Genomic DNA, 19,416 nt, shown 5'->3' on the forward strand with positions numbered 1-19,416 from the left:
GCGCCATCCGAGGCCGCACAAAAAAATACCCCATATCGAGCCTCACTCCCGCTCGGCCAATTAAGCAAAGCCCTCGCAAGCGGGAGAGGGAGCGCACCGGGTTTGCGGAACCGAATTCATTGGTCCGCAGACAAAAAAGCCCGCCGCTTGTGAACGGCTTCACATTCTGAAATCCGCAAACGTGGTCCCCTGACCCTCCAACAAGGCGCTCGAACAAAACATTTTGGGGACTGCAATGACGACCCTCTACGACGGCTTTGACATCGAATCCTTCGAAGCTGGCCAGGGGCTGTGGCACGCCCGTATCAGGCGTGCCGATTTCAGCCCGGTTGCCATCGACGGCGTGCTGTTTCCGGCCATGGAAGTCGGCTTCGCCTGGCCCGATCCCGATGCCGCGATTGCCCATGCCAAGCATCACATCGATCGCTTCCGCCGGCGGGCCGACGACAGCGACGACGAATAAGCGAGCGGGACTGCAGGCGACCAAGGAACGGCGCAGGGTCAAAAGGGGGCAATCGATCATGTCAGTCATCGAATTCGAAGACACGCCGCGGCCGAGGATTTACACCCGCAATGTGTTGTCCAGCTGCCCGGAATGCGACGGCGATCTCGCCGTGCTCCGCGTGATCGGCGGCCGTGCCGGAAGCGAGTATTGGGCCATGCGCTGCACGGATTGCGGCGGCATCCATCTCGACATCCTCGAGCCGCATCAGGCAGCCGGGGACGATGAGGGACCGTCGCCGGCGGCCTGATCGCGAGATCCGGGATCTCAAGGCCTGCCGTGATCCCAAGGCCTGCTGCCAACCTGCTGTCAGCAGTCTGATCCGGGAAAGGCATTCGCTCTTTATTGCGAGGCGGACTCGCCCCATATTCGGAGCATGGCGAAGAAACCTGCATCCTCCGAAAAATCCGGCAAATCCCCCAAGACCAAGGCTCCGAACGCCAAGGCGCCAAACTCCAAGGCGTCACGCCCGGACGTGCAGCCGATCGGGCCGGCGCTGGCCGAGTTGCTCAATCCCGCGATCAATCGCGGCGATGCCGGGCTCGGATCGGGCACCGGCCTGCAGCCGCCGCCGGACAATTCGCGCGACCGCCGCTCCGGGGGCGAGGCTGCCGCGCATCGCGCGCGCGCTTCGACGCCGAAGGAGTTTCCGCAGGACACCGCAACGGGCAGCGCGACTCGCGGCTTACCCCTCTCCCCGACCCTCCCCCACAAGGGGGGAGGGAGCAGAGAGGCCGAAGGTCTTGGCGAGGCGCCGCAGGCCAATTACGGAACCGCGGCCACGATCCCGACGCTCGATCCTGAACTGGCGCGTCAACTCGGCCTTCCCACCGAAGAGGACGATGCCGAAGCCCTGGCGCGCCCGCCGCGCAGCAAGATGGAGGCGCTCGGCGTCAAGGCGACCGCCGACGCGCTGGAATCGCTGATCCGCGAGGGCCGGCCGGAGTTCCGTAAGGACGACGGCTCCACCAGGGTGTGGACCCCGCATCGGCCGCCGCGCCCGGAAAAGTCCGAAGGCGGCGTGCGCTTCGAGATCAAGTCGCATTACGAGCCGCGCGGCGACCAGCCGACCGCGATCGCCGAGCTGGTCGAGGGCATCAATCGCAACGACCGCTCGCAGGTGCTGCTCGGCGTCACCGGCTCCGGCAAGACCTACACCATGGCCAAGGTGATCGAGGCGACACAGCGCCCCGCCATCATCCTGGCGCCGAACAAGACGCTCGCCGCCCAGCTCTATGGCGAGTTCAAGAGCTTCTTCCCCGACAACGCGGTCGAGTATTTCGTCAGCTATTACGACTATTACCAACCGGAAGCGTATGTCCCTCGCACGGACACGTACATCGAAAAGGATTCCTCGATCAACGAGCAGATCGACCGCATGCGCCACTCGGCGACGCGCGCGCTGCTCGAACGCGACGACGTCATCATCGTTGCCTCGGTGTCGTGCATCTACGGTATCGGCTCAGTCGAAACCTACACCGCGATGACCTTTGCCCTGAAGAAGGGCGAGCGGATCGACCAGCGCCAGCTGATCGCCGACCTCGTCGCCCTGCAATACAAGCGCACCCAGGCCGATTTTACCCGCGGCACATTTCGCGTGCGCGGCGACGTCATCGACATCTTCCCGGCGCACTATGAAGACCGCGCCTGGCGGGTGAACCTGTTCGGCGACACCGTCGAGACCATCGAGGAGTTCGACCCGCTCACCGGGCATAAGCAGGACGAGCTCGAATTCATCAAGATCTACGCCAACTCGCACTATGTGACGCCGCGCCCGACGCTGGTGCAGGCGATCAAGTCGATCAAATCCGAATTGAAGATGCGGCTCGACCAGCTCCACGACCAGGGTCGCCTGCTGGAAGCGCAGCGGCTGGAGCAGCGCACCACGTTCGACCTCGAGATGATGGAGGCGACCGGAAGCTGCGCCGGCATCGAGAACTATTCGCGCTATCTCACCGGGCGCCTGCCCGGCGAGCCGCCTCCGACGCTGTTCGAATACGTGCCCGACAACGCGCTGGTGTTCGCCGACGAGAGCCACGTCACCGTGCCCCAGATCGGCGGCATGTTCCGCGGCGACTTCCGCCGCAAGGCGACGCTCGCCGAATATGGTTTCCGGCTGCCCTCCTGCATGGACAACCGCCCGCTGCGCTTCGAGGAATGGGACATGATGCGGCCGCAGACGATCGCGGTCTCGGCCACGCCCAGCGCCTGGGAGATCAACGAGAGCGGCGGCGTGTTCGTCGAGCAGGTGATCCGCCCCACCGGTCTGATTGATCCTCCCGTCAACATCCGCCCGGCCCGCACCCAGGTCGACGACCTCGTCGGCGAGGTCCGCGCCACCGCGCAGGCCGGCTATCGCTCGCTGATCACGGTGCTGACCAAGCGCATGGCGGAGGACCTCACCGAATATCTGCATGAGCAGGGCATTCGCGTCCGCTACATGCACAGCGATATCGACACCATCGAGCGCATCGAGATCATCCGCGATCTGCGCCTCGGCGCGTTCGACGCGCTGGTCGGCATCAATTTGCTGCGCGAAGGCCTCGACATTCCCGAATGCGCGCTGGTTGCGATCCTCGACGCCGACAAGGAAGGTTTTTTGCGCAGCGAGACCTCGCTGATCCAGACCATCGGCCGCGCCGCGCGCAACGTCGACGGCAAGGTGATCCTCTATGCCGACCAGATGACGGGCTCGATGGAGCGCGCCATCGCCGAAACCGACCGCCGCCGCGAGAAGCAGGTCGAGTACAACACGGCGCATGGCATCACGCCGGAGAGCATCAAGAAGTCGATCGGCGACATCATGAACAGCGTCTACGAGCGCGATCATGTGCTGGTCGAGATCGGCGGCCATGACATGACCGACGACGTCATCTCGATCGGCCACAATTTCGAGGCCGTGCTCGGCGATCTCGAAACAAGGATGCGCGAGGCCGCCGCCGATCTGAACTTCGAGGAAGCCGCCCGGCTGCGCGACGAGGTCAAGCGCCTGCGCGCCACCGAACTCGCGGTGGTCGACGATCCCACCGTCAAGCAGCGCACGGTGCAGGGTAAAGCCGGCGCCTATGCGGGCGCGAAGAAATACGGCGACGCCGCTAACCTGCCGGTCAGCGCGCTGAAGAACAAGAGCGCTGCCACGGCACTCAAGGCGAGCGGCAGCAAGGGCTCGCGAATCCACAAGCCGCATCTCGACGAGATGCACGGCCCGGAGTCGTTGCCGTATCGGGGCGACCGCGCGCTGCCCTCAAAACCGTTCGGCGGCGAAAGCCGCATCATCCAGCCGACGGATTCGCGGCAGTCAGGCCCGGAGTTTGGGCCATCGCCGCGGTCGAGCGGAGGGGCGCCGGGGCATAGAGGTGGTTGGAAGAAGAGATAGGGGGCGCGGAGCGCCGGCGCCGCCCATGGTTATTGATGGCGGCATCCGAGAATGATGAGAACGCGCACTCACCCCACGCTCGCCGCGAGCAGCGACAGCAGCAGCACTGAGGCCACCAGCTGCATCGACGTCGCCGGCTTGGCGCGCCAGCGGGCGATCTTCTCGGAGAAGGACAGGCTGGCGTCGAAGAACAGCGGTTCGTAGGCGTTCTTTGCAAATCCCGGGAATGTCGATCCCGCCCAGATGGCGAGACAGCTGTAGAAGATCGACGCCATCGCGATGGTGAGGACGTGACTGCCACCGCGGTCATGTCCCAGGAGCTTCACCATCAGCGACGCCGCGGCGAAGATCGGGAAGCCCTGAAGGATCGTGGTGAGGGCAAAGCCTTCGAGCCAGTTGAGCGGACCGGATTTCGACGCGGTGATGAAGGGCATGATGCGATCACCCCACGCTGGCCGTCACCACCGCCATCACCGACAGCAGCAGCACGATGGTCATGAGCTGGAGCGAGGCGACCGGCTGGGTGCGCCATGCCGTGATCTTCTCAGTGAGCGACAGATGGGCCTCGAAGAACTTCGGCTCGTAGACGGTCTTGAACAAATGCGGGAAGTTCGGCCCCAAGGTCACCGCAAGCAGCGCGTGGGCGAGTGAGGCGATGGCGACGAAGATGGCGACGCCGGGATCGCCGACCAGGTCGTGATTGCCGACCAGCTTGAGCAGGAAAGCCGCGGCGGCGAAGGTCGGGAAGCTCTGCAGCGTCGCAGTCAGCGCGAGGCCTTCAAGCGCGTTGTGCAGGCTGGACTTTCTGACTGTGGCGATGGCGGCCATGGCGCGTCTCCCTGATGACATGGGGAGGACGATAGCCACAGGGGAAGGCGCGCGATGTGAGCTGGCTCACGCCCGTCCGAGAGCCCGGGACGTGAGGCAGCCGGGACCGGCTCAAAGCTGGCGAAAGAAAACGAGATAGATGGCGAGGCCGATCGTCGAGAATGACAGCAGAACGCCGACCCAATTGTACTTGACGCCCGCAGAACGGGAAGCCTTCCCCACGAAAGCGACGACGAAATACAGGAACAGGATTGCGAGGACTAAACCCCACAAGGACTTCCCGACGTCCATCGTTCCCTCGCCTGGTTCAATCCCAGCGTTCGCGAATGGAATTTACCATCGAAGCATGCCGGATAGAAGACGGCGGGAGCACAGTTTTCCGTGCCGTTACAGCTTGCCCTGGCCGTTGACCTGGCTCTGCTGTTGTCGCTGCCTCTCCTGCTCTTGCTGCTCCTTGGCATGGTGGCGGCCGTAGAGGCAGCCGGCGGCGGCGCCGAGGACGCCGTGATGGCCGGCGTAGTGGCCGGCGACGCCGCCGACGACGGCGCCCTTGATGCAGCCCTTGGCGTTGGCGGCGGAGGTCGCGCCAAGCATGAGAAGTGCGGCGGCGATGGCGGCAAGGGATTTCATGGATCGATGTCTCCGAATGCGGTGTCGCAATCTCAACGGGCACGGACCCGTCCCGGTTCCCGTGTTCGCTGCCGCGCGTTGGGCAGCGCGAGCCCATGCAGCCGAAAGCCACGCGAATTCGTGCAGGCGCGCGGTAACTCAACCGGCAGTTGCAGTCATGAACCTGGCATTGCGTTTGCGCGTCAAATCGTCTGCAACATCCCCTGTGGTTTTGCGGATTGCCGGTGTCCGAAGCCGCGCGTTAGCTTTGCGCAAACTCCACACGGCCAATGAGGACGGGCGGAATGACGGTCGAGAAGCTCAATCGCCAGCGCGTGCTGCACCTGCTCGACGCCATCGGGCGCAGCGATCTCGAGGCCGCGCTGTCGTGCTGCACCGACGACGTCGATTTTCTCACCCACGCGCCGATCGACGTGCTGCCGCACATGGGCCCCTGCCACGGCAAGAAGGAGCTCGGCGAATTCTGGCGCACCGTGCAGGAGCGATACGCCGAAATCCGCTACGAGGTGCCGCAGATCGTCGCCGAAGGCGACACGGTCGCGGCCTATCTGCGCGTGTTCTTCAGGAAGCGCAGCCACGACCGCATCATTCAGGTCGACATGGCCATATTCTACACTTTCCGCAACGGCCAGGTGGCGCAGATCCGCGAGATCATCGATTCCTACGACCTGGTGCAGCAGGTGCTGGAACGTGAGATCGGCCCGCTGATCGTGGGCGAGCGGGTGGACGGGGGCTAGCTCTCTCCAAACCGGCCCGGACCGGGAAAATACGGGCTCCTATTGTAAATCTCACACGCCGGGATCAATTGTGCATTGCGAAAACGTGAATTGCGTTTTGGCCGAATTGGCGTATTTTGTTCGTATACAAATGAGTTGAGCGACCCCGCGGCACCATTTCTGTGCGCTGGGGTTGATTTTTGTTTTTGCAAGCCAGCTTCAGGACTGCCCAAAATGACAGAGCACAGCCTCTGGCGTTTCTCGCGCGCATTGCACCGCGCGATCAACGACCGGCATTTCGAGGACATCGAGGCCCTGATCGACGAGGACGTCGAGTGGGCGCTGTACGGCCCGATCGACATGTTTCCGTTCCTCGGCGCGCGCCAGGGCAAGGACGCCGTGCTCGATGTCATCCACCAACTCGCCGACAATTTCCAGGTCCGCCGCTTCGACCGCGAGAGCATCATGCTCGGCGTCGATTCCGCCGCCTCGATGCTGCGCTATTCGCTGACCGCGCTGGATTACAACAAGCCGATCAGCTTGCGGGTGGCGCAGTTCGCCCAGTTCAAGGCGGGCAAACTCACCAGCATGCGCGTGCTGATCGATACATTCGATCTGGTCGAGCAGGCACTCGGCCGCGCCATTCATCTGCCGAAGATGACCGGCGTCGGCTGAACGGAACACCAACGGGCCCCGCACTTCGGGACCGATGGCTGATGCTCCCCGCGACGCGTCCTGGCCTCCAGCCCCGCCGGATGCAATCGTGGAGAAGCTCGTCATCGGGCGCGCGCCTTTCGCGCGGCCCGTTGGTTCGCGCTTGATGGAGCCGCCACAATTTCGCGACGATGGTTCCGCATCCTCGGCGAGAACTGGGCTGACGGGCAGGACGATGGAATTCTCGACAGGGTTTGGCTTGACCAGGCTGCCGATGCTGGCGGCCGCTTTCATCTTGGGATCGGTGCTGACGGTGTCGGCGCAGATCATTCCGCCCTTCTCCCCCGGCCCGGCCGCAGCGCCCGACGACGAGGCCGAGACGGCGGAGGCCCCTGATGTCAACGATCCCGACGTGCTCCGCGGCATCGACGTCGACAAGCTCGACTGGGGCCAGCTCGCGATCGACGCCGGGACGCTCAACGACATCATCGCCGCCAAGAAACGCGCGCAGGCCGCCGCCAAGGACGGGCTGAACTGGGCGTCGAACGCCAACGCCAACGGCACCTCGGCGGTGACCGTGAAGCAGTCGGTATCCTCATTCTGGGACGCCCGCATCGGCGCCGACATGACGGTGACGAGCGAGCCGCGGACGATGTCCGAGCTCCTGGCGCAGAAAGCCACCAATGGCGGTAGCGTGCCTCAATCGTCCGGCAGCGCCTGGGCGGCCGCAACCGCGCCGGGCGCGGGCGCGATCTGGGACAAGACCGCGGTGGAGGCCCGCGTCGATCCCGGCGCCGAACAGAGCAAACTCGGGGCGGCGCTGATCAAATCGGTGCCGCTATCGGGCGACACGTCGCTGACGCTCCAGAACGGCTACAGCGTCAACCAGCAGGGCACCACGGCGCTCCCCGGAGTCGGCGGTCACATCACGCGGAATTACGAGACCGAGCAGTCGGCCAAGGTCACTCTCACCGACACCGGCACCAGCATCACCGCGGGCCAGTCGCTGTCGACCACCGACGACAAATGGCTGCGCAAGGTCGGCGCCGAGCAAAAGCTGTTCGACAACGTCACCGTCTCCGGCTCGGTCGGCGAAACCTCGCAAGGGGCGATCAACAAAAGCCTGACGGCGGGGTTCAAGAAGAGCTGGTAGTTGGGCGCTAATCTTTCTCCTCATCCTGAGGAGCGCGCTCTTGCGCGCGTCTCGAAGGATCGAGGCCCCCGCTGCTACAGTTGGGCCTGCATGGTTCGAGACGCGCTTCGCGCTCCTCACCATGAGGAGCTACAAAGTTCGCCGGTGCGGCCGCGTTCAGACTTCCGTAACCATACGCCACGGCAAAGCCCCCGAATGGACCGCCCTTGCCGCACCTCGGCCAAGTTGCGGCCAAAATCCGACGCCCTAGTCCCAGGCTGACGTCGTCGTGCGGGGGACACTCGCGCTGCGCTCAACGCGAACAGGGGAATAACGATGAACGCCATGCGTCCGGAAAAGACCGAAACCACCGAGACCGAGACCATCGACACCAACCTCGCCGCCGTGACGGAAGTCGAAGCCGGCATCCGTGACTTCGTCCGCAACGACATCGCCTATCTGCGCCGTCCGGCAGCGACCGCCACGGACGCGCCGCCGCTCGATCCGAGCGCGGAGGCCACCGTCACCAACGTCAACTCGCTGATCCAGCGCGTCGCCGGCACCTCGCTCGCCGAGATCGAGAATCTGATCTCCGAGCTTGAGAGCCTGCGCGACCTGCTCCACGCCGAAGGCCAGCGCGTCCAGCGCGAGATCTCCGGCTACGCCCAGCTCAGCCAGGCCGCGATGAAGTCGACCCGCATGATCGCCGACAACGTCTCGCAGTGGAAGCGCGCCGCCGACGGCCTGCGCAACAGCTGATCGCTGACATCACGCATCACCGGCCGCCGCGTTCCGAAAGGGGCGCGGCGGTTTTGATTCTGGGGGGCACCCTCAATGTAACGTCATCATCCGCGAAGGCGGATGATCCAGTATTCCAGAGGCGGTGATGTGCTACCGAGACGCCGCGGCGTACTGGATGCCCCCGCTTTCGCGGGGCATGACAGCGGAGGGTTTTGAACGCCCCACCGCCACCCGACGACTAACGCCAAGCGCTCCTGCCATCGCGGCGGGCCCGGGGACATGTCATGGAAAGCATTCGGCCCGACACCACCGACCCGATACCGCTGCGGCCCGCGCCGAACCAGTTCGGCACGATCATGCTGCGTTTTGTCGGATTGCTGGCGATTGCGATCGCGATATTGGCGTTCGTCTATAGCCGCTGAGGGCGGAGGCCGCGTTGCGGCCCCGCAGAGTTAACGAAGTCTTACCGGGCGGCTTCCACGGTCGAAGCTTCCAGGGTGTAGGCACCATCGGCATAGCCCTTCACCACCATGCCGGCGACCAGCATCACGGCCAGCGTGGCGGTAGCAAAGATGAATCCGACCAGCTTGAGTGCGCCGCGGTCTGCCATGGTCCTCGTCCCCTGTACTCTGCCCAGTTCGTTCAAATAGACAGCGACAGGTTCATAATTGGTTAGCAACTCGATGGTTCCGCACACTGCTTCGCGGGAAAACCATGTTGCGCAGGCTTATGGCAGCCCCCCGGAATCGCGTCCATAGCGCGGAAGCAACACTCGCACGCTGTTTTCGCCGTTCATCCTGGAACGAATCTAACCGCCGTTCGCACGCATCGGCACGAAGGCCGTTGCGGTGATGGCGTAGACGTCCTCGCCTCGCTGGTTGGTGCCGGTGGTGCGCGCGGTCAGGATGCCCCAGCCGGGTCGCGAGGCGGAGCTGCGTTTGTCGATGACGACGTTGACGTAGGTGACGATGTCGCCGGCGAGCACCGGCCTGATCCAGCGCAGGTCGCGAAAGCCCGGCGACGGGCCCCACACCGCGACCTCCTCGCCGCGCGAAGCGGCTTCCCGCGCCAGACGCTGGCCGTCGGCGACAAGCAGGCTCATGCAGGCCGAGCCGACATGCCAGCCCGAGGCCGCGAGCCCGCCAAACAGCGAGTTCTTGCCCTCCTCCTCGTCGAGGTGAAAACGCTGCGGATCGAACTTTGCGGCGAATGCCTTGATCGACTCCGCCGTGAACGTATAGGCGCCGATCTCGCGGCGATGCCCAATCTCGATCTCCTCGAAAAACGGCATCAGACCGCCCCCTCGCGCCGCTTGATCAGGATCGGCGACGTCATCTCGCACAGCGCATCACCCCTGGCGTTACGCACGGTGCATTTGAACTTGACGATGCCGAGCTCCGGGCGGCTCTTCGAGATGCGGGCCTCCACGACGTCGACATCGAGCATGAGGTCGTCGCCAGGCCTCAAGGGCGACAACCACCGCACTTCGTCGACGCCGGGAGATCCCAGCGAAGCGGCGCGGGTAATGAAACCGTCGGCCATCATCCGCATCATCAGCGAACAGAGATGCCAGCCCGAGCCGGACAGGCCCCGCAGCATGCTCTTGCTGGCGGCCTCCTCGTCGAGGTGCATCGGCTGCGGATCGAACTCGGCGGCAAAGGCCACGATCTCGTCGCGCGTGACATGGCGCGGGCCGAATGTTCCGAACCGGCCGGGCGGGAAATCTTCGAAGGTCAGGGTCATCTTGGGAAAGGTTTGAGGAAATGACAGATTGTGGCCGCACTTTGCGGCAATCTCAACCCGCCGGCCCGCATGGCTCGTGCTACATTCGGCGCGCCGGCGTCGGTCTTGAGTCGGATCGATCAGGGGCCACGATCCATTTGCAAGGCCCGACAACACCCGAATTGCCCTGGGGAGAGCAATGTTTTCATTCAGCGATCTGTTTCAATGGGACCGCTTTATCACGCCGACGATCATCAAGACCTTCTACTGGCTGGTGATCGCGCTGATCTGCCTGTTCGGCCTCTCCGGCATCTTCTCCGGCCTCGCGATGATGGCGATCAGCCCGTTCGGCGGCTTCCTGATGCTGCTGTCGTCGATCGCGAGCGTTGTCGTCGGGATCGTGTTCTCGCGCATCATCGCGGAGCTGATCCTGATCATCTTCCGCATCAACGAGCACCTCGGCGCGATCAGGGATCAGGGCGGCGGGGTGCGGTGAGGCAAGCGCAGGTGCCGTAGGGTGGGTTAGCCGAAGGCATAACCCACCAACTTCGTTCCGCAAACGAGGAAGCATGGTGGGGTACGCTGCGCTAACGCACCCTACGAACCTATCCAGATCTTACGTATTGAACCTGAAATGCATCACGTCGCCGTCGGCGACGACGTATTCCTTGCCTTCGAGGCGGAGCTTGCCGGCATCGCGGGCGCCGGCTTCGCCGCCGAGCGCGACGTAGTCTTCATACGCAATGGTCTCGGCGCGGATAAACCCCTTCTCGAAGTCGGTGTGGATCACACCGGCCGCGCCCGGCGCCTTGGTGCCGCGATAGATGGTCCAGGCGCGCGCTTCCTTCGGGCCCACCGTGAAATAGGTGATGAGGTCGAGCAGCGTGTAGCCGGCGCGGATCAGGCGATCGAGGCCGGCCTCTTCGAGACCCAGCGTCTCCAGGAAGTCGGCGCGTTCGTCACGTGAGATGGTGGCGATCTCGGATTCGATTTTTGCCGAGATGACGACGGCGATGGCGCCTTCCTTGGCGGCTTGGTCCTGCACCGCCTTCGAGAACGAATTGCCTGATGCGGCCGAGCCTTCCTCGACGTTGCAGACGTAGAGCACGGGCTTGGACGACAGCAGGCCCAGCATGCCGAAGGCGCGCTCCTCCTCGGCCTTGCGCTCGACGAGACGCGCGGGCTTGCCCTCGCGCAGCAGCACCAGGGTGCGATTGACGAGGTCGAGCTGCTCCTTGGCGTCTTTGTCGTTGCCCTTGGCCTTCTTGGCCAAATTGTCGACGCGCTTTTCGAGGCTGTCGAGATCGGCGAGCATCAGTTCGGTCTCGATGGTCTCGATGTCGGCGAGCGGGGCGATCTTGCCCTCGACATGGGTGATGTCGGAATCCTCGAAGCAGCGCACGACATGCGCGATGGCGTCGACCTCGCGGATGTTGGCGAGGAACTGGTTGCCGAGGCCTTCACCCTTGGACGCGCCGCGCACGAGGCCGGCGATGTCCACGAAGGTCAGCCGGGTCGGGATGATCTGGCCCGACTTGGCGATCGCTGCGAGCTTATCGAGCCGCGGATCCGGCACAGCGACCTCGCCGACATTCGGCTCGATCGTGCAGAACGGATAGTTCGCCGCCTGCGCCGCGGCCGTCTCGGTCAGCGCGTTGAACAAGGTCGATTTGCCGACATTGGGCAATCCGACGATCCCGCATTTAAATCCCACGAGCGTTAATCCTTGCCGTTGTCGTCCTTGGTCAAAAATCCCTTCGCCTGCATGGCGAGGTGCACCCTGTTGGCGAAAGTCGCGTCCGTGCCCTTGGCAACCAGTGCCGCGTGCTCGGCCACCGCGTCGCAGAGCGTCGCCACCCAGTCGTTGTCCGCTTTGGCGAAGTCCGACAGCACGTGGCCGTGCACCAATTCCTTCACGCCGGGATGACCGATGCCGAGCCGCACCCGGCGGTAGTCGTTGCCGATATGGGCGGAGATCGAGCGCAGGCCATTGTGGCCGGCGATGCCGCCGCCGATCTTCACCCGCACCTTGCCCGGCGGCAGTTCGAGTTCGTCATGGAATACGGTGACGTCGCCCGGCGCGATCTTGAAGAAGCTTGCCGCTTCTTGAACGCTGCGGCCGGACTCGTTCATGTAGGTCATCGGCTTGAGCAGGATCACGCGCTCGGTGCCGAGCGTGCCTTCCGAGGTCTCGCCCTGAAACCTGCGGCGCCAGGGTGCGAACCCATGACGCCGCGCGATCTCGTCGACGGCCATGAAGCCGACATTGTGCCGGTTACGTGCGAATTTCGGGCCGGGATTGCCGAGCCCAACAAACAGTCGCATGACGCGGCGCGCCCCTCGCTCGGCGCGCGGTCAGGGACCGCGCGCCAGCTTTGAGAGATTACTTCTTCTTGTCGCCGCCGGCGGGGGCCTTGGCAGCCGGGGCCTTGGCAGCCGCTGCCGGAGCAGCAGCACCCGCAGCCGGAGCAGCACCAGCCGCCGGAGCAGCAGCACCCGCAGCCGGAGCAGCAGCCGCAGCCTTCTGCTCTTCGGCGTAGCCGGACGGCGGCACGATGGTGACGAGGGTCGCGTCCTCGGAGGTCAGCGCCTTCACGCCGGCCGGCAGCTTGATGTCGGAGAGATGCAGCGAGTGGCCGATCTCGAGCGAACCGACGTCGGCCTCGATGAACTGCGGGATGTTCTCCACGCCGCACTCGAGCTCGATCGCGTGCGCAACGATGTTCACGGCGCCGCCGCGCTTCACGCCGGGCGAACCTTCAGCCTTCACCACGTGCAAGGGAACGCTGATGCGGATGGTGGCGCCTTCGCCGAGCCGCATGAAGTCGACGTGGATCGGGAAGTCCTTGACCGGATCGAGGTGGTAGTCGCGCGGAATCACGCGGTGCTTGTTGCCTTCGAGGTCGATGTCGACCAGCGTGGTCAGGAACCGGCCGGCGAGGATGCGCGAGCGCAGTTCGCGATCGTCAACCGAGATGGTCAGCGGGGGCTGGTTGTTGCCATAGATCACTCCGGGCACTCTCCCGGCGCGACGCTCAGCCCGGGCGGCCCCCTTGCCGCTCTTCGGACGTGCGGTCGCCTTCAATTCCTTGACGGTCGCCATAACGTTAAGTCCTTGTTTTTGCAAAAGTTAATGGGCCGCAACGCGGCCCATGGCATACGCCGCAGCAAGCCTCCAGGGGTGCGGGGGCTGCGGACGTGGCGGGCTTTTACCCGGAAGACGCGGAAATGACAAGGAGAATGGGCTGGTGGGCGGAACCGGATCGCCCGGATGGAGCCGGCGGAGTTAGCCGCCGAGCTTGGCCTCCAGCGCCGCGATGCGCGCCTTCAGAGCCTCGTTCTCCTCACGCGCCAGGCGCGCCATGTCCTTGACCGCCTCAAACTCCTCGCGCTTGACGAGGTCCATGTCGCGCAGGAATTTTTCGGCCTGGGTGCGCATCACCGTGTCGAACTCGCGCTTGACGCCCTGCGCGGCACCGGCGGCATCGTTCATCAGGCGGCCGATCTCGTCGAAAAACCGGTTGTTGGTCTGGGTCATGTCGGTCTCCTGGCGGCTTTCGATGAACTCTGCGCGAACGCGCGGGGAGACAATGGCAATCCGATTGGGCCGGTTCAAGGGCCGATCGGCGGTATCCTTGTCATGCCCCGGTTTCCTTGCAATCGTATTCAACGTCCCTGCATAAGAAGAATCACAAAAGGCGCTCGAGATGATCGACCAGCAGATCGCGATCCCCACCAAGGACGGTCACACCGCAACCTTCATCAGCCATCCCGAACGCGGCGGGCCGTTTCCGGTCGTCCTGTTCTACATGGACGCGCCGGCGATCCGCGAGGAGCTGCGCGACATGGCACGCCGGCTCGCGACATCGGGTTATTACGTGATGCTGCCGAACCTCTATTACCGTTCCGGCGTGATGGAGCTCGGCGCGCTGCCGGCCGATCCGAACGCTCCGGAACGCAAGCGCATGTTTGCGCTGATGGGATCGCTCACGATCCCCATGATCATGGACGACACGCGGGCGCTGCTCACCTATGCCGAGGGCCAGGCGGCCGCGAACACCAAACTGATCGGCACTGTCGGTTACTGCATGAGCGGCCGCTACGCGATCAACGCCGCCACGCATTTTCCCGATCGCGTCAAAGCCGCTGCCTCGGTCTACGGCACGCAACTCGCAACCGACCAGGACGACAGCCCGCATCTCGCGGCCGCCAAGACCAAGGCCGAACTCTACTTCGCCTGCGCCGAGACCGACATCTACGCACCGGCCGAGATCATCGAGCAGGTGAAGCAGGGCATGAGCGGCGCCAAAGCCGAAGTCGAGATCTATCCCGACACCCATCACGGCTTCGCCTTCCCCAAGCGTCCGGTCTATCACCGCGACGCCGCCGAGCGGCATTGGGAGCGTCTGCTGGCGCTCTATCGCCGCAATCTCGTCTAGACATAGAAGGCGCGATGCCCTTTCTGCTCATCGACTTTCCCGCCTTCAAGCCGATCGCGATCGAGATCGGTCCGTTCGCGATCCGCTGGTATGCGCTGGCTTATATCTGCGGCATCGTGTTCGGTTGGCTCTATGCGCGCTCGCTCCTGAAGAAAGAGCGGCTGTGGGGCGGCCCGGCGCCGATGTCGTTGGTGCAGATCGACGACTTCATTCTGTGGGTCACGCTCGGCATCATCCTCGGCGGCCGCACCGGCTATGTGCTGTTCTACAATCTGCCCTTCTTCATCGACCATCCCGCCGCGATCTTCAGGCTGTGGGAAGGCGGCATGTCCTTCCACGGCGGCTTCCTCGGCTGCGTCGTCGCGGTGATGTGGTTCGCCTATCGCAACCGCATCTCGATCCTGTCGCTCGGCGACATCACCACCGCCGTCGCCCCGGTCGGGCTGCTGCTCGGCCGCATCGCCAATTTCATCAATGGCGAATTGTGGGGCCGCACCGCCGGGCCGGAGCTGCCCTGGGCGATGATCTTCCCCAACGATCCCACCCAACTGCCGCGTCATCCGAGCCAGCTCTACGAGGCCGGCATGGAGGGCATTTTGCTGTTCACGGTGCTCGCGATCATGATCCGCTTCGGCGCCCTGAAGCGGCCGGGCATGATCCTCGGCGCGTTCATCCTGATCTATGGTCTGAGCCGGATCGCCGGCGAGCATTTCCGTGAACCGGACGTCCAGCTCGGCTTCCTCTGGGGCGGATTAACCATGGGCATGCTGTTGTCGATTCCGATGCTTATTGTGGGCGGCATACTTATTGTATTGGCAGTGAGGCGCGGTGCGCCCGAGCCCGCAGGGGCTATTCGTTAATTCCTTTTGAGAAGATAGGCCGTGACCGACCAGCCGTTACTCGACGAGATCAAGGCGCTGATCAAATCCTCAGGCCCCATGCCGGTCTGGCGGTACATGGAACTGTGCCTGATGCATCCGCGCTATGGCTATTACGTCTCGCGCGATCCGTTGGGACGAGAAGGCGACTTCACCACCGCGCCCGAGGTCAGCCAGATGTTCGGCGAGCTGTTGGGCCTATGGACCGCCTCGGTGTGGAAGCAGATGGGCTCGCCGCAATTCCTGCGGCTGATCGAGCTCGGTCCTGGCCGCGGCACCATGATGGCCGATGCGCTGCGTGCGCTCCGCGTGCTGCCGCCGCTCTACCAGGCGCTCCACATCCACATGGTCGAGGTCAATCCGGTCCTGCGCGAGCGGCAGAGTGCGACGCTGTCGGGCGTGCGCAACATTGCCTGGCACGACAGCATCGACGACGTGCCGGACGGACCGAGCATCATCCTCGCCAACGAATATTTCGACGTGCTGCCGATCCACCAGATGGTCCGTCACGAGAACGGCTGGCACGAGCGCGTGATCGAGGTGGACGCCAACGGAAAACTTCAATTCGGCGCGGCGGCCGAGCCGACCCCACGCTTCGAGGTGCTGCTGCCGCCTCTGGTGCGCGCCGCGCCCGTCGGGGCCGTGTTCGAGTGGCGGCCCGATGCCGAGATTATGAAGCTCGCCAGCCGCGTGCGCGACCAGGACGGCGCGGCGCTGATCATCGATTACGGCCATCTGCGCAGCGATGCCGGCGACACCTTCCAGGCGATCGCGCGCCACACCTTCACCGATCCCCTGAAGGCGCCGGGCCAAGCCGACGTCACGGCCCATGTCGACTTCCAGGCGCTCGCGCGCGGGGCGGAGGACGTGGGCGCCCGCGTGCACGGGCCGGTGACGCAGGGCGATTTCCTCAAGCGCGTCGGCATCGAGACCCGTGCCGCCGCCTTGATGCAGAAGGCGGCGCCCGACGTTGCCACCGACATTTCGATCGCGCTCAAGCGCCTGACTGAAACCGGGCGCAGCGGCATGGGTTCGATGTTCAAGGTGCTCGGCATCTCTGAGCCGCGCTTGACGGGCCTTGCGGGACTGAGCGATCTCGAACGCGCCGGAGACCATTCATGACGCTTGCCTCCTCGCTGCTCTCAGCGGTGCCCGGCCTGCGCCACGCCTTCTTCACCCGCGAGGGCGGCGTCTCGGGCGGCATCTATTCCGCGCTTAACGGCGGGCTCGGCTCCAACGACGATCAGGCCCTTGTCGCGGAGAACCGCCGCCGCATGGCCGAGCATGTCGGCGTCGCGCCGGAACGCTTTCTCAGCCTGCACCAGATCCATTCGCCCGACGTGCTAGTGGCCGACGCTCCGTGGCCGAGCGGGCCGCGACCGAAGGGCGATGCGCTGGTGACGAAGGTGCCCGGCATCGCGCTCGGCGTCTCCACCGCCGACTGCGGGCCCGTGCTGTTCGTCGACCCCAATGCGGGCGTGATCGGCGGCGCGCATGCCGGCTGGAAGGGCGCGCTCACCGGCGTGCTGGAGCAGACCATTTCAGCGATGGAAAAACTCGGCGCCTCGCGGAGCGGCATCATCGCCGCGATCGGCCCGCTGATCCGCCAGGACAGTTATGAAGTCGGCAACGAGTTCGTGGCGCGCTTCATCGAGGCGGATGCGGACAACACGATGTTTTTCATCCCGTCGGTGCGCGAGGGACACGCGATGTTCGACCTCGCCGGCTTCATCCGCGAGCGTCTGGAAGCCGCGGGCATCCTGATGATCGACGATCTCGGTCTGGACACCTACGCCGACGAACGCTTCTTCAGCTACCGCCGCTCGGTGCATCGCAACGAGCCGGATTACGGCCGCCACGTTCACGCGATCGCGCTCGAAGCGTGAACACAAAGGCAACCCCGTGTCATTCCGGGGCTATGCCTGCGCGCGATGACAGTGGGCTGTGGCGCCCCCGCCCTAGACGTTAATGCGTTTTAACGATATCGCTGCCCTCCATAATGAGGGACGCGTCATTCATCTTGCGCCGCGCAGGTTCGCGCGTGCTGGCGGTCATGCTGCTGACGGCTGCGACCGCGCTTGGCGGCTGTGCCGGTGGCGGTGGTGCCGCAAACTCCTACGCCATGGCGCCGAGCGCCGGCTCCGGGGCGACAGTCGCGTTCGAATCGATCGACGGGCCGCCGCCGCAAGTGTTCGACCGCATGGTCGGCGTGCTCGACACCGAATCCAAGCTGCGCAGCCTGTCCGTGGTCTCCCGCGAGGGGACGGCTGCCTACCGCGTGCGCAGCTACCTCTCCGCTCAGATCGTGCGCGGCAAGACCGTGATCGCCTGGGTCTGGGACGTCTACGACGCCAACCAGCAGCGGGCGCTGCGCCTTTCCGGCGAGGAACCTACGGCGGCCAAGGGCGGCCGCGACGCTGCCCGGGATCCTTGGGGAGCTGCCGACGACCTCGTGCTGCGGAAGATCGCCCAGGCCGGATTCAGCGGACTTTCCAACATGATCAACGGTACGCCGGATGCGCCGGGCTCGGCTCCCGGCTTGCGCGGGGCGGCTGTGGCGAGCGTGATCCCGGAGGCTCCGGCGGCCGGGATGCCGGCCTCGGCGCTGGGCTATGCCGAGCGATAACCCCCGCGAAACCACGGCCCCAACTTCCGGCCAAACCGTTGGCCGGATTCGGGATTTCGCAGGGAAAACGTAGCGTCCCGGGTTGCCATTGCAGCCCCCGGCCTGATATTTCCTCGCCCGTCGTAACCGTGCTTCCAGTGGGTATTGTTTGATGTTGAACATCGTGTCCAGCAAAGCGCGGGAGGAAGCGTCCATGTCGGCCAAGAACGGCTCCATCAAGCTCGTCGCCGGCAACTCCAACCCGGCTCTCGCACAGGCCATCGCGCAAGGTCTCGACCTGCCGCTGACCAAGGCGGTGGTACGGCGCTTCGCCGACATGGAGATCTTCGTCGAGATCCAGGAGAACGTGCGCGGCTCGGATGCCTTCGTCATCCAGTCGACCTCGTTCCCGGCGAACGACCATCTGATGGAATTGCTGATCATCACCGACGCACTGCGCCGCTCCTCGGCGCGCCGCATCACTGCGGTGCTGCCCTATTTCGGCTACGCCCGGCAGGACCGCAAATCGGGTTCGCGCACGCCGATCTCGGCTAAACTCGTCGCCAATTTGATCACGCAGGCCGGCGTCGACCGCGTCATGACGCTCGACCTGCATGCCGGCCAGATCCAAGGCTTCTTCGACATCCCGACCGACAACCTCTACGCGGCGCCGCTGATGGTGCGCGACATCAAGGACAAGTTCGACCTCTCCAGGACGATGGTGATCTCGCCCGACGTCGGCGGCGTGGCGCGCGCACGCGGTCTCGCCAAGCGCATCAACACCCCGCTCGCGATCGTCGACAAGCGCCGCGAGAGGGCGGGTGAATCCGAGGTCATGAACGTGATCGGCGACGTCGCCGGCTACACCTGCATCCTGATCGACGACATCGTGGATTCCGGCGGCACGCTGGTGAACGCCGCCGACGCGCTGATCGCCAAGGGCGCCAAGGACGTCTACGCCTACATCACCCACGGCGTGCTCTCCGGCGGCGCGGCCGCCCGGATCACGAACTCCAGGCTGAAGGAACTGGTGATCACCGACTCAATCCTGCCGACCGAGGCGGTGAGCAAGGCCCCGAACATCCGCACGCTGCCGATCGCCAGCTTGATCTCGGACGCGATCGCGCGCACCGCCGCGGAAGAGTCGGTGTCGAGCCTGTTCGACTGAGCACGCTGACCTCGTAGGGTGGGTT

Annotated in this window: 26 protein-coding genes; 15 read left to right on the top strand and 11 right to left on the bottom strand. The window is 64.7% G+C overall.

Features of this window, described 5'->3' with window-relative positions; all coding sequences use genetic code 11:
* Positions 1-235: 235 nt before the first annotated feature.
* From AC0L3A_RS02285 to uvrB, 3 genes are all read left to right on the top strand, one after another.
* Entirely contained in the window at positions 236-463 is a 228-nt protein-coding gene (locus AC0L3A_RS02285; protein ID WP_007596778.1) for a hypothetical protein, read from the top strand.
* 58 nt (positions 464-521) lie between these two features.
* Positions 522-752, top strand: a complete 231-nt coding sequence (locus AC0L3A_RS02290; RefSeq protein WP_007596779.1) for a hypothetical protein — start codon at positions 522-524, stop codon at positions 750-752.
* A gap of 126 nt (positions 753-878) precedes the next feature.
* Positions 879-3,878 carry an excinuclease ABC subunit UvrB gene (uvrB, locus tag AC0L3A_RS02295; protein WP_354128949.1) on the top strand — a complete coding sequence of 1,000 codons (3,000 nt, stop codon included), beginning with the start codon at positions 879-881 and terminating at the stop codon, positions 3,876-3,878.
* A gap of 68 nt (positions 3,879-3,946) precedes the next feature.
* On the opposite strand, the gene AC0L3A_RS02300 is transcribed toward uvrB, so the two are convergent.
* The 4 genes from AC0L3A_RS02300 to AC0L3A_RS02315 all read right to left on the bottom strand — a co-directional run bounded on the left by AC0L3A_RS02300 (position 3,947) and on the right by AC0L3A_RS02315 (position 5,336).
* The gene (locus AC0L3A_RS02300; RefSeq protein ID WP_007596781.1) at positions 3,947-4,312 is read right to left on the bottom strand and encodes a hypothetical protein; all 366 of its coding nucleotides are present in this window, start codon (positions 4,310-4,312) and stop codon (positions 3,947-3,949) included.
* Between the two features lie 7 nt (positions 4,313-4,319).
* Positions 4,320-4,706, bottom strand: coding sequence for a hypothetical protein (locus tag AC0L3A_RS02305; RefSeq protein WP_007596782.1), 387 nt, complete (start codon positions 4,704-4,706; stop codon positions 4,320-4,322).
* Positions 4,707-4,817: 111 nt separating this feature from the next.
* Positions 4,818-4,997 carry a hypothetical protein gene (locus AC0L3A_RS02310; protein WP_007596783.1) on the bottom strand — a complete coding sequence of 60 codons (180 nt, stop codon included), beginning with the start codon at positions 4,995-4,997 and terminating at the stop codon, positions 4,818-4,820.
* 96 nt (positions 4,998-5,093) lie between these two features.
* A complete protein-coding gene (locus AC0L3A_RS02315) occupies positions 5,094-5,336 on the bottom strand; it encodes a hypothetical protein (protein ID WP_007596784.1) in 243 nt (80 codons plus the stop codon).
* Between the two features lie 284 nt (positions 5,337-5,620).
* On the opposite strand from AC0L3A_RS02315, the gene AC0L3A_RS02320 reads away from it, so the two are divergent.
* From AC0L3A_RS02320 to AC0L3A_RS02340, 5 genes are all read left to right on the top strand, one after another.
* Positions 5,621-6,073: a nuclear transport factor 2 family protein gene (locus AC0L3A_RS02320; protein WP_007596785.1), complete on the top strand. Its 453-nt coding sequence runs from the start codon at positions 5,621-5,623 to the stop codon at positions 6,071-6,073.
* A 213-nt stretch (positions 6,074-6,286) separates the two neighbouring features.
* A complete protein-coding gene (locus AC0L3A_RS02325) occupies positions 6,287-6,727 on the top strand; it encodes a nuclear transport factor 2 family protein (protein ID WP_473253541.1) in 441 nt (146 codons plus the stop codon).
* Positions 6,728-6,941: 214 nt separating this feature from the next.
* Positions 6,942-7,859 (top strand): hypothetical protein, encoded by a 918-nt coding sequence (locus AC0L3A_RS02330; RefSeq protein WP_198288255.1) that lies wholly within the window; start codon positions 6,942-6,944, stop codon positions 7,857-7,859.
* 315 nt (positions 7,860-8,174) lie between these two features.
* On the top strand, positions 8,175-8,597 hold the full coding sequence (locus tag AC0L3A_RS02335) for a hypothetical protein (RefSeq protein ID WP_007596788.1): 423 nt from the start codon (positions 8,175-8,177) through the stop codon (positions 8,595-8,597).
* Between the two features lie 266 nt (positions 8,598-8,863).
* On the top strand, positions 8,864-9,001 hold the full coding sequence (locus AC0L3A_RS02340) for a hypothetical protein (RefSeq protein WP_007596789.1): 138 nt from the start codon (positions 8,864-8,866) through the stop codon (positions 8,999-9,001).
* A 41-nt stretch (positions 9,002-9,042) separates the two neighbouring features.
* Here the strand turns inward: AC0L3A_RS02340 and AC0L3A_RS02345 are convergent, their stop codons facing one another.
* The 3 genes from AC0L3A_RS02345 to AC0L3A_RS02355 form a co-directional block, all read right to left on the bottom strand.
* Complete coding sequence (locus AC0L3A_RS02345; RefSeq protein WP_007596790.1) at positions 9,043-9,189, bottom strand: hypothetical protein; 147 nt, start codon at positions 9,187-9,189, stop codon at positions 9,043-9,045.
* A 198-nt stretch (positions 9,190-9,387) separates the two neighbouring features.
* On the bottom strand, positions 9,388-9,870 hold the full coding sequence (locus AC0L3A_RS02350; protein WP_007596799.1) for a MaoC family dehydratase: 483 nt from the start codon (positions 9,868-9,870) through the stop codon (positions 9,388-9,390).
* Positions 9,870-10,322: a MaoC family dehydratase gene (locus tag AC0L3A_RS02355; RefSeq protein WP_007596801.1), complete on the bottom strand. Its 453-nt coding sequence runs from the start codon at positions 10,320-10,322 to the stop codon at positions 9,870-9,872. Before AC0L3A_RS02355 ends, AC0L3A_RS02350 begins: the two co-directional genes overlap by 1 nt.
* A gap of 178 nt (positions 10,323-10,500) precedes the next feature.
* Between AC0L3A_RS02355 and AC0L3A_RS02360 the strand changes: the two genes are divergently transcribed.
* On the top strand, positions 10,501-10,797 hold the full coding sequence (locus tag AC0L3A_RS02360; RefSeq protein WP_007596805.1) for a DUF4282 domain-containing protein: 297 nt from the start codon (positions 10,501-10,503) through the stop codon (positions 10,795-10,797).
* Positions 10,798-10,917: 120 nt separating this feature from the next.
* Here the strand turns inward: AC0L3A_RS02360 and ychF are convergent, their stop codons facing one another.
* From ychF to AC0L3A_RS02380, 4 genes are all read right to left on the bottom strand, one after another.
* Entirely contained in the window at positions 10,918-12,015 is a 1,098-nt protein-coding gene (gene ychF, locus AC0L3A_RS02365; protein ID WP_007596807.1) for a redox-regulated ATPase YchF, read from the bottom strand.
* A 5-nt stretch (positions 12,016-12,020) separates the two neighbouring features.
* Positions 12,021-12,626 (bottom strand): aminoacyl-tRNA hydrolase, encoded by a 606-nt coding sequence (gene pth, locus AC0L3A_RS02370; protein ID WP_007596809.1) that lies wholly within the window; start codon positions 12,624-12,626, stop codon positions 12,021-12,023.
* 58 nt (positions 12,627-12,684) lie between these two features.
* Positions 12,685-13,404, bottom strand: a complete 720-nt coding sequence (locus AC0L3A_RS02375) for a 50S ribosomal protein L25/general stress protein Ctc (RefSeq protein ID WP_007596810.1) — start codon at positions 13,402-13,404, stop codon at positions 12,685-12,687.
* Between the two features lie 183 nt (positions 13,405-13,587).
* Positions 13,588-13,839 (bottom strand): accessory factor UbiK family protein, encoded by a 252-nt coding sequence (locus AC0L3A_RS02380; protein ID WP_007596812.1) that lies wholly within the window; start codon positions 13,837-13,839, stop codon positions 13,588-13,590.
* A 169-nt stretch (positions 13,840-14,008) separates the two neighbouring features.
* On the opposite strand from AC0L3A_RS02380, the gene AC0L3A_RS02385 reads away from it, so the two are divergent.
* The 6 genes from AC0L3A_RS02385 to AC0L3A_RS02410 all read left to right on the top strand — a co-directional run bounded on the left by AC0L3A_RS02385 (position 14,009) and on the right by AC0L3A_RS02410 (position 19,391).
* On the top strand, positions 14,009-14,740 hold the full coding sequence (locus AC0L3A_RS02385) for a dienelactone hydrolase family protein (protein ID WP_007596814.1): 732 nt from the start codon (positions 14,009-14,011) through the stop codon (positions 14,738-14,740).
* 14 nt (positions 14,741-14,754) lie between these two features.
* Positions 14,755-15,600 carry a prolipoprotein diacylglyceryl transferase gene (gene lgt, locus AC0L3A_RS02390; protein ID WP_007596816.1) on the top strand — a complete coding sequence of 282 codons (846 nt, stop codon included), beginning with the start codon at positions 14,755-14,757 and terminating at the stop codon, positions 15,598-15,600.
* A gap of 21 nt (positions 15,601-15,621) precedes the next feature.
* A complete protein-coding gene (locus tag AC0L3A_RS02395; protein ID WP_007596817.1) occupies positions 15,622-16,740 on the top strand; it encodes a class I SAM-dependent methyltransferase in 1,119 nt (372 codons plus the stop codon).
* A complete protein-coding gene (pgeF, locus tag AC0L3A_RS02400; protein WP_007596819.1) occupies positions 16,737-17,504 on the top strand; it encodes a peptidoglycan editing factor PgeF in 768 nt (255 codons plus the stop codon). Before AC0L3A_RS02395 ends, pgeF begins: the two co-directional genes overlap by 4 nt.
* A gap of 113 nt (positions 17,505-17,617) precedes the next feature.
* Entirely contained in the window at positions 17,618-18,244 is a 627-nt protein-coding gene (locus AC0L3A_RS02405) for a hypothetical protein (RefSeq protein ID WP_007596820.1), read from the top strand.
* A 193-nt stretch (positions 18,245-18,437) separates the two neighbouring features.
* Positions 18,438-19,391: a ribose-phosphate pyrophosphokinase gene (locus tag AC0L3A_RS02410; RefSeq protein WP_007596822.1), complete on the top strand. Its 954-nt coding sequence runs from the start codon at positions 18,438-18,440 to the stop codon at positions 19,389-19,391.
* Positions 19,392-19,416: the final 25 nt, after the last annotated feature.

The sequence above is a fragment of the Bradyrhizobium sp. MI1.3 genome (assembly GCF_055811695.1).

Excerpts from the sequence above, each read along its gene's own strand:
- AC0L3A_RS02285 (WP_007596778.1), top strand. The coding sequence starts at position 236 with ATGACGACCCTCTACGACGGCTTTGACATCGAATCCTTCGAAGCTGGC.
- AC0L3A_RS02290 (WP_007596779.1), top strand. The coding sequence starts at position 522 with ATGTCAGTCATCGAATTCGAAGACACGCCGCGGCCGAGGATTTACACC.
- uvrB (WP_354128949.1), top strand. The coding sequence starts at position 879 with ATGGCGAAGAAACCTGCATCCTCCGAAAAATCCGGCAAATCCCCCAAG.
- AC0L3A_RS02300 (WP_007596781.1), bottom strand. The coding sequence starts at position 4,312 with ATGCCCTTCATCACCGCGTCGAAATCCGGTCCGCTCAACTGGCTCGAA.
- AC0L3A_RS02305 (WP_007596782.1), bottom strand. The coding sequence starts at position 4,706 with ATGGCCGCCATCGCCACAGTCAGAAAGTCCAGCCTGCACAACGCGCTT.
- AC0L3A_RS02310 (WP_007596783.1), bottom strand. The coding sequence starts at position 4,997 with ATGGACGTCGGGAAGTCCTTGTGGGGTTTAGTCCTCGCAATCCTGTTC.
- AC0L3A_RS02315 (WP_007596784.1), bottom strand. The coding sequence starts at position 5,336 with ATGAAATCCCTTGCCGCCATCGCCGCCGCACTTCTCATGCTTGGCGCG.
- AC0L3A_RS02320 (WP_007596785.1), top strand. The coding sequence starts at position 5,621 with ATGACGGTCGAGAAGCTCAATCGCCAGCGCGTGCTGCACCTGCTCGAC.
- AC0L3A_RS02325 (WP_473253541.1), top strand. The coding sequence starts at position 6,287 with ATGACAGAGCACAGCCTCTGGCGTTTCTCGCGCGCATTGCACCGCGCG.
- AC0L3A_RS02330 (WP_198288255.1), top strand. The coding sequence starts at position 6,942 with ATGGAATTCTCGACAGGGTTTGGCTTGACCAGGCTGCCGATGCTGGCG.
- AC0L3A_RS02335 (WP_007596788.1), top strand. The coding sequence starts at position 8,175 with ATGAACGCCATGCGTCCGGAAAAGACCGAAACCACCGAGACCGAGACC.
- AC0L3A_RS02340 (WP_007596789.1), top strand. The coding sequence starts at position 8,864 with ATGGAAAGCATTCGGCCCGACACCACCGACCCGATACCGCTGCGGCCC.
- AC0L3A_RS02345 (WP_007596790.1), bottom strand. The coding sequence starts at position 9,189 with ATGGCAGACCGCGGCGCACTCAAGCTGGTCGGATTCATCTTTGCTACC.
- AC0L3A_RS02350 (WP_007596799.1), bottom strand. The coding sequence starts at position 9,870 with ATGCCGTTTTTCGAGGAGATCGAGATTGGGCATCGCCGCGAGATCGGC.
- AC0L3A_RS02355 (WP_007596801.1), bottom strand. The coding sequence starts at position 10,322 with ATGACCCTGACCTTCGAAGATTTCCCGCCCGGCCGGTTCGGAACATTC.
- AC0L3A_RS02360 (WP_007596805.1), top strand. The coding sequence starts at position 10,501 with ATGTTTTCATTCAGCGATCTGTTTCAATGGGACCGCTTTATCACGCCG.
- pth (WP_007596809.1), bottom strand. The coding sequence starts at position 12,626 with ATGCGACTGTTTGTTGGGCTCGGCAATCCCGGCCCGAAATTCGCACGT.
- AC0L3A_RS02375 (WP_007596810.1), bottom strand. The coding sequence starts at position 13,404 with ATGGCGACCGTCAAGGAATTGAAGGCGACCGCACGTCCGAAGAGCGGC.
- AC0L3A_RS02380 (WP_007596812.1), bottom strand. The coding sequence starts at position 13,839 with ATGACCCAGACCAACAACCGGTTTTTCGACGAGATCGGCCGCCTGATG.
- AC0L3A_RS02385 (WP_007596814.1), top strand. The coding sequence starts at position 14,009 with ATGATCGACCAGCAGATCGCGATCCCCACCAAGGACGGTCACACCGCA.
- lgt (WP_007596816.1), top strand. The coding sequence starts at position 14,755 with ATGCCCTTTCTGCTCATCGACTTTCCCGCCTTCAAGCCGATCGCGATC.
- pgeF (WP_007596819.1), top strand. The coding sequence starts at position 16,737 with ATGACGCTTGCCTCCTCGCTGCTCTCAGCGGTGCCCGGCCTGCGCCAC.
- AC0L3A_RS02405 (WP_007596820.1), top strand. The coding sequence starts at position 17,618 with ATGAGGGACGCGTCATTCATCTTGCGCCGCGCAGGTTCGCGCGTGCTG.
- AC0L3A_RS02410 (WP_007596822.1), top strand. The coding sequence starts at position 18,438 with ATGTCGGCCAAGAACGGCTCCATCAAGCTCGTCGCCGGCAACTCCAAC.